We start from the raw sequence: 16,714 nt of genomic DNA, 5'->3' as shown, positions 1-16,714 counted from the left end.
TTATAATTGTGAAACTGTACCCATTTTCTTTATATTTGAATTATGTGTAAACACAATGACCTGCCTGTTACTGGCCCATTGCGCAAGTATACAAGCAAAATCATTCATGGCATCTTCATCCATAAGTACAAACGGATCATCAATAATCAATGGAAGATGAATGTGCGGCAGTTCCTGCTGTAATAATTCATATAGCACAAAAACAGCTGCAACGTATACATAATATTTTAATGAAGCATTGGATGTTTCGGTGGAATTGGTAATTATTTTTTTTATATACTCCTCATCAATTTGCCCAAATTTATTTTTTGTACAATCTTGTACCATTGTTTTGATTTTTTCAGTGAATATGGCAAATTTATCGTTATAGTACCGCTGTGCAGCAACAGTAAATGAATTTGTAATAATAGTGAGGAGCCTGTTTTTTTCATTTATTGTATTCAGTTCTTTTTCCAGTTCTGCTATCTCATTGAGTATGCTATTCTTTTCATCATCAAAAGCAATTATTTCCTGAGGCATATCATCACACTTCTTTTGTAACGAAACTATTAATGCCATTTTTTCTTCAAGTTCATTCTGCAAATCCTTTTTTATGTCTGCAATATTCTCTCCTGACCCAACATTCAATCCAATCTCTTGGGCCAGGGAATTCAGTGTATTGTGCAAACTTCTCATTGTATCTTCAAGTTTTCTCTTTTGGTCATTGAGCTCATCGAGCGATGTACTCTCATCAACCTCTTTTTGTATCGTCAAAAGGTCTATCTGTTTTTCGTTATATTCATTATACTCTTCAAAATACTGTAACAGAAATTCATAGATTTCATCAATTGTTATCCCATCTAGTGAAATATCATTTTGATTAAGCAACGTTTCTAATTTTATTTGATACGTTTCTTTTTGTTGCTGCAAAGGCAAAACAATTTTTTTAAATGAATGCATAATTGTATAGATAAGATAGTACCCAACGCTAGATATTTGCGTCAATATTAATAAGGCCACTAATATCCACCGGTACATGGAACCAGTGGCAAACAGTGGCTTTAAAAATACAAACAGCACTCCTAATGCAAGCACAATATTAATGATTAAAAGATTTCGGGCCAGGGCATGATTTTTATTTTCCTGTTCAAAAATAATTGTTTCAATTTCTTCGGATATAGCCTGTATCTGCCGGTAAATGTTCTGCATAGTATGAATATTGTTGCGCTTTTCAGCAGAAAAATCTTTGAATTGAGGATATTTTGTAGCTATCAGCCTAGTGTAATTCTCTATGGTTGTAATCTTTTCTTGTAATTTTTTTATCTGCGTATCTATTGCTTCTACCTGCTGAGAAACATGATGAATAGCAGACAATGTATCACTATAGCGGTTACATGCTTCAATCTTTTTCTGTAGCTCTGCAATCTGGCTGGTATATACAGCAATTTTTTCTTTAGCCTCCTGTATTTCAGTAAGGTGTTTTTTTTGTTTTTGTTCCTTAAGTTCTATTAAATCAAGTTTTGTCCTGCAATGTTTGATTTTGTTCTGAATCTCTGCCTGCAAATGAGTGTGATAGGCATGGGTTTCATTCTTTTTGTCGTAAAATAGCTTTGTAAAAGCACAATAATACAAAGATCTGTCTAACAAAAGAATTGTTTTAATCCTTTCAGAAAAATCGTTGTTGTAGTAATGTGCATCCAGTGGCGAGGGAATATAGCTTAGTATTGAGAATGCATCCTTGTTAAATAGGGCTCGCAACTTGCTTAAATAATGTTCAGGAAAATTGCCATTTTGTACCGGTAATGGGAAGGTTTCTTCTTGTAGTGTGGTACCATTGGATGCAATCTGTAAAATTTTTATCTCCTTATTTCCTTTCCTCTGAATATCAATCCTTGTGTTGCTGTAGTGTAGTGTAAATGTTGCAAACATTGTATCCCAAGCGTCACTATCTATCAGGGAAGGATTATCAGGATACAATGTATCAACAAAACTTTTTGCAATTAATGTTTTACCAGAATTATTTTTGCCAAAGAAAAAATGCAGCCCATCATTGTAATCAGTTTGTTTATTTTCTGCAAAACCAATTTTTGATATTGTACTCCGTACTAACTTCACAGATCACCTTTAAAAGTTGAGCAGGTATTTTCAATATCATTGATAATTTCCAGCATTACGTCTCCTGTAATAGTATGTAAGTTTTTTTGCAATTCAGTAAAAAAATATCCTTTAAGTGTTTTCTCATCCTTATACTGTGCACATATAAACTCGCCCGAAGGCTTTGAATTATCATGTAGTATTACACCAGCACACCGGTCACACATAGCGTTGATCCGGGCAGTATCAAATGAGCGAACCCCCTCCAGTATGCAATGCACCACAACAGATGGCTTGTTATGAGGTTTTACTATGCGATGTAAATCATCGTCAGAATTAATAGCATCACATTGGACAACCAGCGATTCTATCCGTAATGTATTTACTGTGATGCGTTTTATCTGATGAATTTCATTATTTACTACACTAATAGAAAGAACATATCTGTCGCCTGTTTCATTAATTGTCACTGCTTCAGGACTTCCAGGGTATGCACCAATGATTTTATTTTTGTATTTATACATTGAAAAGTTATGATGATGACCAAGTGCATAAAAGTCTAACGGCATTGATTTTAAAAGCTTAAGGGAAACAGTATGTAAATCACCTATACTGTGATTATTTTCTTCAAGATCAATATGAAACACACCTACATGAAAACCATCCTGACTTACTTTTGTAATACCAGTAATATTATTGCCATCACCATAACAGTATATCATTTCATTATTCAAAACAACACAACAATAATTGTCAGAGCGGTTAAATAGTGTAGCAGTTGAAGGGATTTCATGAATAGCCTCACTATTGCTAGTATCATTCAGTTCTGCTTCACCTGGTATATATATTATTTTCACACCTTCGTTTAATAACGATTGCAATAGCTGTTTTACAGAATCATAATAAGGATTTTGTGCGATAGCTCCTTCAAATAAATCACCGGCTATAATAAAAATGCTGTGTTGCTTTGCAATCATACAAATCTTTTGGAATGTAGCAAATCGTACACTGTCATCAATATATGGCAATGCTGTATCCGCACCAAAGTGAATGTCAGACATCAACAAAATAGAAATCATTGTATATATTTCGCTTTATACAGATTTTAAAAAAATTTTTAAAAAAATTCTGAATAATAGTTGCAAATAACTATACTTTGGTCAAACATAATTTAAAAAAATGATTGTAGAAATATTGTTTAGTATCATTATTGGTTATAATATGTGATTTCTATTATAATAAAGGGAATATTCACATAACAAATATGACAGGTATTTCCGTTTAGTAGATAGCTTTATAAAAACATATTTATATAATAAATGAAGATAATATTGAATGTTATACACATAATTTTAATAAAAAGCATAGTGATACAATAACCAATAAATGGTGAAAGCATTGTAGTAATAACTCATACACAATATACACAACTTACAGCAAGGAAAAATGCACGGAGCTAACATCACATCAACTGTAATTGAAAAAGAACATGTAATGCCGCAAGAGCGCACTGGTATACACAGAATAATTGGCAATAATAAAGCCATAGCTTCACTTAAAAGCAAAATCAAACAGATTGCCGGCTCTAAAGCAACTGTAATGATACTTGGTGAAAGTGGCACAGGTAAAGAGCTTATTGCCCGTGCAATTCATGAAGAAAGTCAGAGAAAAGACAGCCAGTTTATACCGGTTGATTGCAGCACACTAACCGAAACCATTATTGAGTCTGAATTGTTTGGCCACATAAAAGGTGCATTTACCGGTGCAGACAAAAATAAAAAGGGGCTTTTTGAAGAAGCTCATGGGGGAACTATTTTCCTTGATGAGATTGGAAATCTCAAACCACATATACAGAGTAAGTTGCTTCGTTTTTTGCAGGAGCGCGAAATTAAACCGGTAGGCTCCAGTAAAATTGTTAAAGTGGATGTTAGAATCATCAGTGCTACAAACATTAATGTTGATGAAGAGATAGCACAGGGAAATTTCAGAGAAGATTTATATTACCGGCTTTCTGCAATTGAACTTCATGTTCCTCCATTACGTGATCGCAGGGATGATATCCCTCTTTTGGCACAGCATTTCATATTAAAGAATAGCTATGACCTGAATAAGCACATTATTGGTATAAGCGATGATGCGCTGGAATTGCTTTCCAAAAGAGAATGGAAAGGTAATGTACGCGAGTTGCAGAATGTTATCGAACATGCAATGATAGTTGCCGAAAACAGTATTCTTACAAAAGACACTTTTTTACAAATTTTGCCAGAATACAAGGAAAGTCCATCACATGAGCTATCGCCCCTTAACCTTTTTAAAGCTATGGAAGAATTTGAAAAGAAACATATTCTTTATGTGCTATCGCTTGCTCATAATAACAAATCAAAAGCTGCAAAGATGTTAGGGATTAGCAGAAGTGTACTGTATGAAAAATTAAAAAAATACGGCATACATTAAATCATTATTGCAATAACACGTCCAGGTCTTCCAAATTAAATGGCTTCATCAGAAAGAAAAGGCTTGAATCATTGCTGTGTTCACTGATAAATGACGACATATCATGTCCGCTCATAACACACACGGGCACAGTAGCATTAAAATTTCTTATCCTGGTCAACACTTCCTTTCCACTTATATCAGGCAAAATAAGATCAAGAAATATATAGTCAAATCGATTTGGCGCATTCTGTATCATTTCTATTGCACTTAATCCATTATTGGAAACAGTTACAAATACTCCCCTGTCCTCAAAATAAGATCGCAACAGGAGACAGGTTTCATTGTTATCGTCAATAACAAGTATGCGCTGATAACGAGGGTGTTTTAATATGGAAAGGTCGGGCTCTTTTATTGCAGGCAGAAGTACTGTAACTTTTGTCCCTTTTTCTACAGGTGTAATTGTTATATGCCCTTCATGATTTTTTATATGGCCAAATGCAATAGCCAGGCCCATTCCACTATGTTTCAACGGATCTTTTGTGGTAAAATACGGTTCAAACACCCTTGACAGTATACCACTGTCAATGCCCACCCCGGAGTCGGTAATGTCAATCTGAACACACTTAGCATATTTTTTTCTGACCTCTACGGGCAAAAATTCATTGCTTATATACTGTACTTTTATTTCAATTTGGCCTTCCTGTCCAATTGCTTCCGCTGCATTTCGAAGTATCTCTATAAATACCTGACGTAATTGATTTACATCACCATATACCTTATATTCTGATTCCTCAAATTCTTTTTTTATATTAATTCTGTTATGCAGATTAGGCGTGGCACCTATCGCATACATAATGGGAGCACGAATATCTAGATATGAAGGATTATAAAGCTGCCCCCGTGCAAATCCTAACAGCTGATTGGTAAGAGTTGCTGCTTTGCTTGCAGCTTCAAATATCCTGGTTGCAAAATGCCTGTTAGGATCATCTGGTGATAGCTTGCGCAAAAGAATCTCCGCAAATCCGGATATACCAGCAAGGATATTATTAAATTCATGTGCAATACCGCGTGCAAGTCGCCCAACGCTTTCAAGCCGTTTTGTTTCCAATGTTTCCTGTTCACGTTTGTGCTTGGCAGATACATCCTCTAACATGACAACAAACCCTTCGGTTTCACGTGAAGAACGCACGTATGGAAAAGCTTTTCCTGCAAAATAGAAGGTGACATCCTCCCCCTTAATTTTAAGCGTATACGGAAAACGCGGCACATCCATTATGCGCCCTCGTAAAACTTCTTTAAAAATAAGGTCAATCCCATGCTTTTGTAACTGTTTGTCCTTCCATACATTATAGTGAGGTATTAAATTATCAACATGTTCTGCTATTGCTCTGAAAGTCATATTTTGCCTTTTTATATATCCCAAAGTATCATAAAGCAAAATAATATATGGAGAATGCAAAAAAAGATTTTCAGAAAAATAAAATGCCTGAAGCATTTCTTCTTCTAGGCGTTTGCGCTCGGTTATATCCCTTATGACTGCATAGACACGGATGACTTGTTCACCCTGCTTTATGTATATATTTTTTTGTTCTACCCACAACACAGTGTTGTCATTTGTTTTGACTTCAAATGTAAACGATGGCACAAGAATTCCATCTTTTATATCACGCCAATGCTGAAGATATTTTCTCCGATAACGTGGATGGAGATAGTGAGAAAGGTCGCGCAATGTTTTAACTTTTTTTAAAGAAAGCCCTAATCTTTCAATTGCATGGATATTAGCATACTGTATAATTCCTGAAGGATAATCCACGGACAAAATTAAATCTGGCAGATTATCGATTAATTCATGCAAATCAACAGTATGTTCAAACGAATAATCCATAATGATATAGTAACAACTTTATTATACAATATCCTACTAAACAAAAAACATATTGTCAACAACAAACTCTTTTAGTATTTTATAAGCGATAATTAATTTTATAACAAATTTATATTACAAATGTATTCACCGTCGTTGTAATGATGGTTGTAATAAATAGACCGTATTGTAGGAGAGTGAGTGTATCATGGGAAGATTATTAATAATAGCAGGTATTATTCTTATTGTCATTGGCTTACTGTGGCAGCTATCTTTCAAATTTTTAGGTAAGTTGCCCGGCGATTTTACCTTCAACAAAGGCAACATTACAGTGTACTTTCCATTTATGACTATGCTACTAATAAGTATTATTCTTACTATTTTTTTAAATATTTTCTTACGGTGGTTTAAATAGCAGTAACTATCGCACAATAGTAATAAAATATTTTTATTACATTCTTATCCTTTCTCAACTCTTCTCTTTTTCCCACAGGTGTATTTGTATACCTTCATACTTATATAGTTCATATCACAGTATTGTTGATTTCACAACAGATATGGCCTATGATCTAAAGTAAATAAGATCATAACAAAAGAAAACTACAATCAATGGATAATCATTCCATAAATGAATTATAATTGAACAGTTATATTATTCTTGACAAGTTAATCAAATTATTCATTTTATTTGAACACATTTGCAACCAAAGTGCACAAAGTACTGGCACAATAATCTTAAAAAACATTACGAAGGTTATTATGAAACACATAATACCATTTCTTATTTTTATTCTGTTTCTGTGCTCTGCATGCAGCAAAAAGGATGAGGCGGCAATTGTCGCTCGGGAAGCAAACCTTGCTTCTAAAACCAGCATAAATAAACAGATTGAACAACTCAAAGAAAAACTCCTCAAAGCTCCCAATGATTACGAAAAAGCTGTTGCATCCACTCAAATTGCCCAGTTACTGGCATTAAAAGGCAATATTGCATTAATGTTAGATTACTCCCAGAACGCGGTAAAATATCAGCCAAACCTCTATACCTCCCGATACCTGTTAGGGAAATCATATAATGAAGTTGGACGCTATCAGGATGCTCAAAAAGAATTAGAAGAAGCAATAAAGTTAAAATCTGACTTTGCACCAGCACACTTTGAATTGGGCAACTCGTTATACAAGCAATATAAATACCCTCAAGCTATTGAAGAATACCTTACTGCTATCAAATATGACCAAAAAATGTTCACGGCAATGAATAACCTGGCCTTGCTTTATGCCCAAACACAAAAATATTCTCAGGCTGAAGAATATTTAAAAAAATGTATTACTACAAAACCTGATTTTGCACCAGCGTATAAAAACTTAGGCATACTCTATGAAACGCGATTAAAAAACAGTAAAGCAGCAATAGAGTGGTATAAAAAATATCTTACCGTGCGCCCAAATGCTCCCGACCGCAAAGCAGTTGAATCCTGGATAAGAATGCTTGGAGGCGCATTATGAAAAAAACAATTATCCCTGCCATAATTATAACATTAATTATTGTATGTAGCTTCTTGATCGGTCAGGAACAGAGTATACGTGTGGCGATAGCTCCTTTTGATGACACCCCTGCAATGGAAGCGATAAGTCCATCTGCAACAGATTCACTTACCCAGTTACTATCGAACAATAAACATATCACCATACGGCAACCCAATGCCATACAAAGCTACCTTAATCTACTTGAAAAGGTTCAGATAGGAATTGAGGATCCCACTGTGTTAAAAGGGAAAGCTGATATGCTGCAGATTGACTACCTTGTTGTTGGCAGTATTGGCAAAATATTAGATAGATACGAAGTTGATGCACGTATGGTGGACATCCAATCATGGAAAATAGTTTCAACCTGTGGTGTTGAAGCGGATGGTCTCAACAATGGAGTGAGCAAGGTTGCTGACTATTTTTCTTCTTTAACATTTTCACAAATACAACAATATCTGGAACACACAAAAGACACACCAACTGTTGGCATTCAGGAGTTCAGGGAATTTTTTGAAAACCCACCTACTGCACTATATTGCGCTACATTTATGGAAATGCTTACTAGCGCATTAGCTGATAAGACCAAAAACAGCATTATTGAAAGTAAATTTACAAGCCGCCTTCTTGAAGAAAAATCACTGGAAATGGCTGGCATCATTGAAAATTCTAAAGCGGATCAACTGTTTACCATTCATGGAATAGAATACAGGATTATTGGCAATATACGGGTATTTCCTGACCTCATTGTTGTCAACTACGGAATAATAAATTCCAGCAATCAAAAAATCATCTTTACTGGAAGTGTAGATGCAGTCACTCCAAATTCCCTCAGGGCTATAGCATCGCATATTGCTAAAACAATTGACGATGCACTCAACAATAAAATTGCAAATCTTTTAATTACTACTGAGCCCGTAGATGCGGAAATTTATATAAATGACACATTTGCAGGTACTACAAAAAATAAAAAGCTTATGGCAATCGCACAAAAAGGCAAAAACGTAGTGACAGCAAAAGCCGAAGGATGTAAAGCTGCTACTGTTGAAATAGATTGCAAGCCCCGAATTACTAACACTGTGCGTATACGAATTGAACGAATTACTGAACGCTTGTTACAAGAAGCTATGGTATTTGAATCAAATGGGCAGTACACAAAAGCTATTGAAAGATACAACGAATTTGTAAAAGAAACCGGAAACACAACCGAAGCAAATGTGGCATTGTACAGAATAGGACACATACTGCTAAAAAATATACAGGATTATGAAAAGGCAAAACACATATTCACTCAATTGCTTAATAATTATCCCGAACCTTTAATTAGAAGCGAAGGATACTTTGGCCTTGCTCAAACATATCTGGCAATGGGAAACAAGGAACTAGCAAAATCTACAATTAATTACCTACTACAATATTATCCACAATCAAATGCAGCGCAAGAAGCTAAAGAATTATTGAAAACTCTTGATAACAAATAACCATTACCAAAAATAATTCTTGACGCAAAATATAAATTTTGCTTGTGTTCAAATTTCATTGTACTGATACTACTATATACTATAATTTTGCTAACATAAAGAAGGTAAACGCAATGCCAAATTATTCATTGAAAGATATTATTGAACGGTCAAAAGGATGGCTTAAGCATCCATACAGCAGGATTGCTTTTATAATTTTTATTGCTATCTCTATATATCTGATAGTATCTGCTATCATTGTAGTGGTATTGACCAAACCTGAAAAAGAAGTAAAAATACCTGATGTAGTTGGCAAACGCTATGCTGATGTCCACAACAGCCTTATTCGCAAAGGTTTGAAGCCTCAGCTTAAATTTTACGATGTGCATGATATTGACAATGATATTATATTGCGACAATACCCAGAACCAGGGGAGATAGTTTCTGAAAACAGCACCATTCGCCTATTAGTAAGCCGCAGTAATTTAACCATTGATATGCCTAGTGTAGTAGGCATGGAATTGCCTTTTGCCCTCAACAAGCTTAAAAATCTGCATTTATATGATAAAACCATATCACTGCGTGTGGGTGTCATCTCCTACATTCCCTCGGAGAAAACCGCCGACAACGTGGTTATTGACCAAAGTCCAAAATCTGGAGAAAAGATACTGCTTGACCGAAAAGTGAATCTGCTGGTTTCAAGCGGAAGTGCAACACAGCCTGTAATGCCAAAGGTTGTAGGCCAATCTGTTGACCTGTGCTTTCCTCTATTAATGTCAAAAAAAGTATTTGTTACGTTTACAGTGATACCCACTAATGACATTGCACAGAGCGGTATCATTGCACAGGCAAACCCACAGGAAGGACAGCCACTAACCGAAGGGCAAACAGTAACCTTACAGGTGTATTATTACGAAATGAAGGACAAGCCGTATTACGCGTATGAACGTCTTAAATACACAGTACCCAATGATGAAGATGAAGGCCTTTATGAAATATATGTAAGCGATAATTCATCAAAGCGGCTTTGTTTTTCACAGAAATTAAAACCTGGCAATACTATTGATTGTGTATTCCACCGTACAGGTAATGCACGAGTATACGTGATGTGTAATAAAAAACAGGTAAAGGTACTCAGTTTTGATGTTGAAGAATTTGACTGATATAGTATTACTGTCGCCCTCTATCATAGCCACTGACCTCACAACGCTTGGCTCTGTTGTGTCGTCGTTTGACAGCACCTGTATCCATTTCCTACACATAGATGTGATGGATGGCAACTTTGTACCCAACCTTACCATAGGTCCTGGATATATACAGAATCTAAAGCAACACACTGATATACCTCTTGATGTACACCTAATGATTCAAAAACCGGAGCTATCGCTACAGCAGTATATTGAATGTAAGCCTTATTTTTTAACTATTCACTATGAAAGCACACAGCAACCGGTACGTCTGTTACACACTATACGCAATGCCAGCATAAAAGCAGGCATTAGCATAAATCCTTCAACACCGGTGGAATCCCTGTACGACATTCTTGAATATACCGACATGGTACTGATAATGTCCGTTGAGCCCGGATTCTACGGACAAAAATTTATTGCATCCTCGCTCAAAAGAATAGAAAAACTTTTTGCATTTATTACTACTAACAACCTCAATGTCAGTATTGAAGTTGATGGCGGCATCAATGAAGACACCATTGCAGATGTGGTAAAAGCGGGAGCCCAAATCATAGTTGCAGGAAGCGCTGTATTCACTAATGATGATTTCAATGCCAGGGCAAAAAAACTACTGGAATTAGCAAAAAAGGCAAAACAATAAACCCAATAAATTTTGTACTTGTAAAACATTTGTGCTAAACACTACTATATACTTATACTACATAGTACATTATTTTATTCTTTATATTTTACCCATAAATTGTTGTTTACTTGATTTCAATCTTGTGGTGTAGTATATTTTGTATTGACAAAAGATTAGTATAAAAAATAATCATCCACTAACTATTTCAGGAGGTAGATACGTGGTAAAGATTCGATTGCAACGCGCTGGAACCAAAAAGAAACCGTTTTATAAGGTTGTGGTGGTTGATTCACGAAAACGTCGTGATGGTGCTGTTATTGAAAGCTTGGGACATTATCAACCTATAGTGAAAGGTGAACAATTTGTGGTTGATAAGGAAAAGGTTGTAGAATGGCTGAAAAAAGGAGCTCAGCCTACAGATACTATCGCAAAATTATTAAAAAAAGCCGGTATTTAGAGGCTATCTCAATCTAACAAGCGGAGGCGATAACGATGAATTACAAGGAACTTGTAGAGTACATGGTTAAATCATTAGTTGACAATCCTGACAAAGTTGAAATTAGAGAGATTGAAGGTGAAAAATCTACTATCCTTGAATTGAAAGTTACCAAAGAAGACATTGGCAAAGTCATTGGGAAGCATGGAAGGATTGCGCGTGCAATCAGAACTATTTTAAATGCTTCAGCTACAAAAACTGGCAAAAGGATTGTATTGGAAATACTTGATTGAGCAGTAAAGAATATTTCCGTATTGGAGTCATATCGGGCATCCATGGGCTTGATGGATGCCTAAAAGTGCATATAATTACTGATTTTCCTGAGCGGTTTTCTGGTGATGTGCCAGTATATGTAAATATACGAGGGCACTACAAAGCATTTACTGTAACGGGTTTTACTATTGCAGCACGCCGCACAGGGTACTTATATTTAAAGGGCATAGATGATGTAGAAGCTGCAAATGCAATAAAAGGGTGCGAGCTTTTTGTTGATTCTGAGGACGCTCAAATAGATCTTGACAGTGACAGTTTTCACTATTCGGCAATTATTGGATGCCAAGTGTATTATAACAGCATCCATTTTGGCAATATAACTGATATTGTACAAACTGGCGCAGCGGATACGCTGGTAGTAAAAACTCCTGAAGGTAAGGAATATCTTATCCCGTTTGTTGAAAGTATGGTTAGTACCCAAAGGATTGATGAGCGTATCCTTGAGATTTTCCCTATTGAAGGGCTTATTGAGTGAAGATCTTTAAAATCATTACGCTGTTTCCAGAATTTTTTCAAAGTCCCCTGCAAACGGGGCTTTTAGGAAAAGCAGTTGAAAAGGGGCTATGCCAGTTTGATATTATTAACTTGAGGGAATTTGGCGAAGGGCACTACCGGCAGTGCGATGATTACCCCTACGGTGGCGGAAGCGGTATGGTGCTTATGCCAGGACCTTTATGTAAAGCTATAAAGCAGCACAAGGGTAATGCAATTGTTATTTACCCTTCACCATCAGGGACTGTGCTGACGCAGGCTCTTGTTAAAAAGCTTTTTGAGTACGATAGTTACTGTTTTATTTGCGGCCAGTATGAAGGCATAGATCAAAGGATCATTGACCGCTACGTTGACTATGAAATATCAATTGGCGACTATATCCTTTCTGGCGGCGAATTTGCAACACTGGTAATTATAGATGCGCTGTGCCGATATATACCGGGGTTTATGTCCAATCCCCAGTCACTATCGGAAGAGAGCTTTGAAAATTATCTTTTAGAGTATCCACAGTACACACGCCCTCGCCAAATTGACGGAATGCAGGTCCCGGATATACTGCTTTCCGGCAATCATGAAAAGATACGGCAGTGGCGTTTGGAAAAAAGCATTGAAAAGACTAAGGCAGTAAGGCCTGATCTGTATAGATTGTATTTAGCAAAAAAAGATGAGGTAGAACAATGAAAGCAATACAGTTAGTTCAAAACGAATTTAGCAAAAGTTACCGCAATGTCAACTTTGAGGTAGGGGATACCGTTAAAGTCCACTACAGAATAATTGAAGGCGACAAAGAGCGAATCCAGGTGTATGAAGGCATAGTTATTGCTATAGATAACAAAGGTATTAGCAAAACCTTCACAGTGAGGAGAATATCCTATGATGTGGGTGTTGAAAGGATATTCCCTTTGCATTCACCGCGAATTGAAAAAATCACTGTGGTTAGAAAAGGCAAAAAACGTAGAGCCAAACTTTATTTCCTCCGCGAAAGGACAGGTAAATCAGCCAAACTTAAAGAAGTGCGTTCACGCAAGAAGGCCATTGAAACACCTGCAACACACGAAGTTGTGGAAAACCAGGAAACTACTGAATCTAATGCACAATAGTGTATGTGTGCAAAACCAAATTTTGCAATAGAATATGAAGAATATGTAAAAGGGTGTAAACTCATAGCTGGCATAGATGAAGCAGGAAGGGGCTCACTGGCGGGGCCTCTTTCTGTTTCTATGGTTATATACCCTGAGGAATTCTTTAAGCAGCCACCCAAGGAGATTGTACAGTGCATAGATGATTCAAAAAAACTATCGCACAAAAAAAGAACCAAAGCAAAAGATATTATCACCACATATTGCATGTGGTGGGACTGCCTGCTGGTGCCAGTTGAAATCATTGATGAAAAAAATATCAATGGAGCCACCTATTTTGCTATCACAAGGCTTTTGCAACAGTGCCCGTACACACCTGATAAGCTACTTATTGATGGCAATTTTTCATTCCCTCTAGCACTCCCTTATCATTCCATAATTAAAGGTGATTGCTGTTCTATTTCCATTGCCTCTGCATCAATCATTGCCAAAGTAACCCGTGATGAATATATGATGCATATTGATGCACAATATCCGGAATATGGCTTTGCCCACCATAAGGGATATGCAACAAAAGAACATATAGAAGCAATAAAAAAATGCGGCCCATCGCCCCTTCATCGAAGGACCTATGAGCCGGTTGCAAGCCTATTTTGCCAGGAACTATCGCTATTTGAATGAAAATTACAGATAACATAGTAAGCGCATACAGCACAAAGACATCCACACTTGCACTGAAAAGTGGACAGATTGTAGTAGGCACAATAACCAAACGAATTGACGCCACAACAGCTATGGTGCGCGTTGGCAACCAGTTTTTTGAAACTCGTTTTACCAAAGGACTTCCATCATCCAATCATATATTGCTTAAATTTGATAAAATCACCGGCAACCGTTTTATCTTTTCACTGATTGAACCAAAGGCTGTGGCACATAACGATATACTTATGGCCACACCCCCACACTATCCATCATTTTTGCGTAGAGTGCATAAGCTAGAAGCCCTTACTGTTTTTACAATTCATAAAGCTCTATTTGACAGCATGGCAGCGCAGCAGGCAACATTTACAGTGTTATCTCCCTTGCTCAAGCGTTTGCAGCAAAAAGGGATCCCTGACAAACTGCTACAAAAATTTTGTTACACTTTATCAAAAGAAACTGGTATAAGTTTAACTATGCATATAGTACAAAATATTGGCGATAGCTCATTGCAAAATCTTGTGCTTGAAGATGAAGAAATACAAAGTATCATGTCCATGCTTTCAAGGGATGACATCGAAAGCCTTGTACAATATCTTGGCGATAGCTCCCGAAATTTATTCACCGTGCCGTATTATGATGGCACCACATTTAATGATACCTATATTATTGCCGATGATAATTTTGTATGTATTGATATCACATTTACCCACTTAGGGAAGCTGAATATTGTCATGTATGAAAAAGATATGGTAGCTGTAAAAATATATTGTTTCAATGAAACATCATTTAACAAATTACAGCCACAGAGTACTTTGCTTGCAAGGATGATTGAAGAACATACCGGCAAAAAGGCATTATGCACATGCATACAAAAGAGCCAGTGGGAAGAAAAAATTATTGCATTAATTAACACGTTACACATACAATATAGCATCGATTATTCAGTATAGGAAATTCAATAATGGAAGATATTGCAGTTGCATTGAAATATTCAATAGAAGATGCAATTCCAAAGGTTATAGCAAAAGGAAAAGGTAAGCTTGCAAAAAGTATTCTTGACAAAGCAAAAGAGTATAATATACCAATTTATCAGGATAAAGATTTAGCTGTAGTGTTATCTTCACTGGAACCAGATTCTTTCATACCTGAAAATCTTTACGCAGCGGTAGCAATTGTCCTGGCATATTGTTATAGAGTAAACAGCGATTTTAGACGAAAATTGAATTGAAATACCGTACTGAATGGTATACACAGTTTGTTTGTAAAAACATGAATATAATGTAATATAAAAATCTTGCAACTATGGCTGAAATGCGAAAAATACCTGTTGATGAATTAAAACCCGGCATGAGGTTTGACAAACCTGTATATATAGACAGTAACAACATGCTGGTTGCTGCCAATGTCTCTATCAAGCTTGATGACATAAAAAAACTTATGCGCTGGGGTGTCAGCGAGGTTGAAACTGCAGGTAATTTAGTTTCTACCGAGCAGGAAATTAAAGCTGCAACAGCCCGAGCAACCATGACCGAAAGCGATGAAGCCAGAAAGATTATTGATGACTACAATAAACTCCTCACTCAGCGGGTACCCCTTATAGAAATTCATAAAGAAGCCTGCAAAGCGGTAGCTAATGTCCATAATGCTATCAAAGCAGATGAACAGTTTTCTATTGATGGAATTGATGTGTCCCTTACAAAGATAATTGAAATTATGAAAAATTATCCCAATATCTTTCTGTTTTTATATGGTTTGGAAGAAGGCAAAAACTATTTAGTTGTCCATTCGGTAAATGTTACGTTTTACTCATTGCTCATAGGTATGGCTTTAAAATACACTCCTCTTAAGCTTCGTGAACTTGGCATTGGCACCATGCTTATTGATGCAGGTATGATAAAATTACCTGCATACATTATGCACAAGCAATCCAACCTCACCGAGCATGAATTTAATCAGATAAAAACGCACCCTCTGCATGGATACAAGGCATTGCGTCAGCTTGGCAAAATACCCGAAAAAAGTGCCCTTGTGTGCCTGCAGCACCATGAACAGTACGATGGCAAAGGTTACCCACGAGGATTAAAAGGCACACAAATTGATGAATATGCACGTATTGCAGCAATAGCTGATTCATACGAAGCTCAAATAGCAAATAGGGCATACCGCAAGCGGGTATTTTTTTATCAGGCAATGAAAAATCTGCTTTCAAGTGGCATCAATAAATTTGACCCAGTTATCCTGCGAGTGTTTCTGTCACGCATGTCGGTATATCCAATTGGTTCTATCGTTGAGCTGAACAATGGTACTATAGGCATTGTAATAGGGTCTATCCCGCAAAAGCCTTTACGCCCTATAGTGAAACTTATTATTGATTCAAACAAAAAGCGATTCACTGATACCATCATAGTCAATTTGCTTGAAGAAAAAGCACTGTACATTACCCGTGCACTGGATGAATCTGAAATTGGCGTCAATCTATTTGAAGTATTGTAATGTAAAATATACA

At 36.4% G+C, this 16,714-nt stretch carries 18 protein-coding genes; 15 read left to right on the top strand and 3 right to left on the bottom strand.

Annotation, left to right across the window (positions count from 1 at the left end):
* Complete coding sequence (locus N3F66_05495; GenBank protein MCX8123603.1) at positions 1 to 2,094, bottom strand: hypothetical protein; 2,094 nt, start codon at positions 2,092 to 2,094, stop codon at positions 1 to 3.
* A complete protein-coding gene (locus N3F66_05490; protein MCX8123602.1) occupies positions 2,091 to 3,152 on the bottom strand; it encodes a metallophosphoesterase in 1,062 nt (353 codons plus the stop codon). The genes N3F66_05495 and N3F66_05490 overlap by 4 nt, the downstream gene beginning before the upstream one ends.
* Before the next feature lie 367 nt (positions 3,153 to 3,519).
* Here N3F66_05490 and N3F66_05485 point away from each other — a divergent pair, with 367 nt between their 5' ends.
* Complete coding sequence (locus N3F66_05485; GenBank protein MCX8123601.1) at positions 3,520 to 4,527, top strand: sigma-54 dependent transcriptional regulator; 1,008 nt, start codon at positions 3,520 to 3,522, stop codon at positions 4,525 to 4,527.
* A gap of 4 nt (positions 4,528 to 4,531) precedes the next feature.
* Here the strand turns inward: N3F66_05485 and N3F66_05480 are convergent, their stop codons facing one another.
* Entirely contained in the window at positions 4,532 to 6,394 is a 1,863-nt protein-coding gene (locus N3F66_05480) for a response regulator (GenBank protein MCX8123600.1), read from the bottom strand.
* Between the two features lie 187 nt (positions 6,395 to 6,581).
* Here N3F66_05480 and N3F66_05475 point away from each other — a divergent pair, with 187 nt between their 5' ends.
* From N3F66_05475 to N3F66_05410, 14 genes are all read left to right on the top strand, one after another.
* Entirely contained in the window at positions 6,582 to 6,788 is a 207-nt protein-coding gene (locus N3F66_05475) for a DUF2905 domain-containing protein (GenBank protein MCX8123599.1), read from the top strand.
* Between the two features lie 344 nt (positions 6,789 to 7,132).
* Positions 7,133 to 7,876 carry a tetratricopeptide repeat protein gene (locus N3F66_05470; protein ID MCX8123598.1) on the top strand — a complete coding sequence of 248 codons (744 nt, stop codon included), beginning with the start codon at positions 7,133 to 7,135 and terminating at the stop codon, positions 7,874 to 7,876.
* A complete protein-coding gene (locus tag N3F66_05465; protein ID MCX8123597.1) occupies positions 7,873 to 9,375 on the top strand; it encodes a tetratricopeptide repeat protein in 1,503 nt (500 codons plus the stop codon). The genes N3F66_05470 and N3F66_05465 overlap by 4 nt, the downstream gene beginning before the upstream one ends.
* 113 nt (positions 9,376 to 9,488) lie before the next feature.
* Entirely contained in the window at positions 9,489 to 10,517 is a 1,029-nt protein-coding gene (locus N3F66_05460; protein MCX8123596.1) for a PASTA domain-containing protein, read from the top strand.
* The gene (gene rpe, locus N3F66_05455; GenBank protein ID MCX8123595.1) at positions 10,510 to 11,184 is read left to right on the top strand and encodes a ribulose-phosphate 3-epimerase; all 675 of its coding nucleotides are present in this window, start codon (positions 10,510 to 10,512) and stop codon (positions 11,182 to 11,184) included. Before N3F66_05460 ends, rpe begins: the two co-directional genes overlap by 8 nt.
* Positions 11,185 to 11,386: 202 nt before the next feature.
* Positions 11,387 to 11,623: a 30S ribosomal protein S16 gene (rpsP, locus tag N3F66_05450; GenBank protein MCX8123594.1), complete on the top strand. Its 237-nt coding sequence runs from the start codon at positions 11,387 to 11,389 to the stop codon at positions 11,621 to 11,623.
* Positions 11,624 to 11,658: 35 nt separating this feature from the next.
* On the top strand, positions 11,659 to 11,895 hold the full coding sequence (locus N3F66_05445) for a KH domain-containing protein (GenBank protein ID MCX8123593.1): 237 nt from the start codon (positions 11,659 to 11,661) through the stop codon (positions 11,893 to 11,895).
* Entirely contained in the window at positions 11,892 to 12,410 is a 519-nt protein-coding gene (rimM, locus tag N3F66_05440) for a ribosome maturation factor RimM (protein ID MCX8123592.1), read from the top strand. The genes N3F66_05445 and rimM overlap by 4 nt, the downstream gene beginning before the upstream one ends.
* Complete coding sequence (gene trmD / locus N3F66_05435) at positions 12,407 to 13,108, top strand: tRNA (guanosine(37)-N1)-methyltransferase TrmD (protein ID MCX8123591.1); 702 nt, start codon at positions 12,407 to 12,409, stop codon at positions 13,106 to 13,108. Before rimM ends, trmD begins: the two co-directional genes overlap by 4 nt.
* Positions 13,105 to 13,527: a 50S ribosomal protein L19 gene (gene rplS / locus N3F66_05430; protein MCX8123590.1), complete on the top strand. Its 423-nt coding sequence runs from the start codon at positions 13,105 to 13,107 to the stop codon at positions 13,525 to 13,527. The genes trmD and rplS overlap by 4 nt, the downstream gene beginning before the upstream one ends.
* 3 nt (positions 13,528 to 13,530) lie before the next feature.
* The gene (locus N3F66_05425) at positions 13,531 to 14,187 is read left to right on the top strand and encodes a ribonuclease HII (protein ID MCX8123589.1); all 657 of its coding nucleotides are present in this window, start codon (positions 13,531 to 13,533) and stop codon (positions 14,185 to 14,187) included.
* Entirely contained in the window at positions 14,184 to 15,158 is a 975-nt protein-coding gene (locus tag N3F66_05420) for a hypothetical protein (protein ID MCX8123588.1), read from the top strand. Before N3F66_05425 ends, N3F66_05420 begins: the two co-directional genes overlap by 4 nt.
* Before the next feature lie 11 nt (positions 15,159 to 15,169).
* Entirely contained in the window at positions 15,170 to 15,436 is a 267-nt protein-coding gene (locus N3F66_05415; GenBank protein MCX8123587.1) for an EscU/YscU/HrcU family type III secretion system export apparatus switch protein, read from the top strand.
* Between the two features lie 74 nt (positions 15,437 to 15,510).
* Positions 15,511 to 16,701 carry an HD-GYP domain-containing protein gene (locus N3F66_05410; protein ID MCX8123586.1) on the top strand — a complete coding sequence of 397 codons (1,191 nt, stop codon included), beginning with the start codon at positions 15,511 to 15,513 and terminating at the stop codon, positions 16,699 to 16,701.
* Positions 16,702 to 16,714: the final 13 nt, after the last annotated feature.

This window comes from Spirochaetota bacterium, from assembly GCA_026414805.1.
In the GTDB taxonomy this organism is placed as follows: domain Bacteria; phylum Spirochaetota; class UBA4802; order UBA4802; family UB4802; genus UBA4802.
The sequence above is the reverse complement of the archived record's forward strand: the minus strand, read 5'-3'. Positions and strand labels throughout refer to the sequence as shown.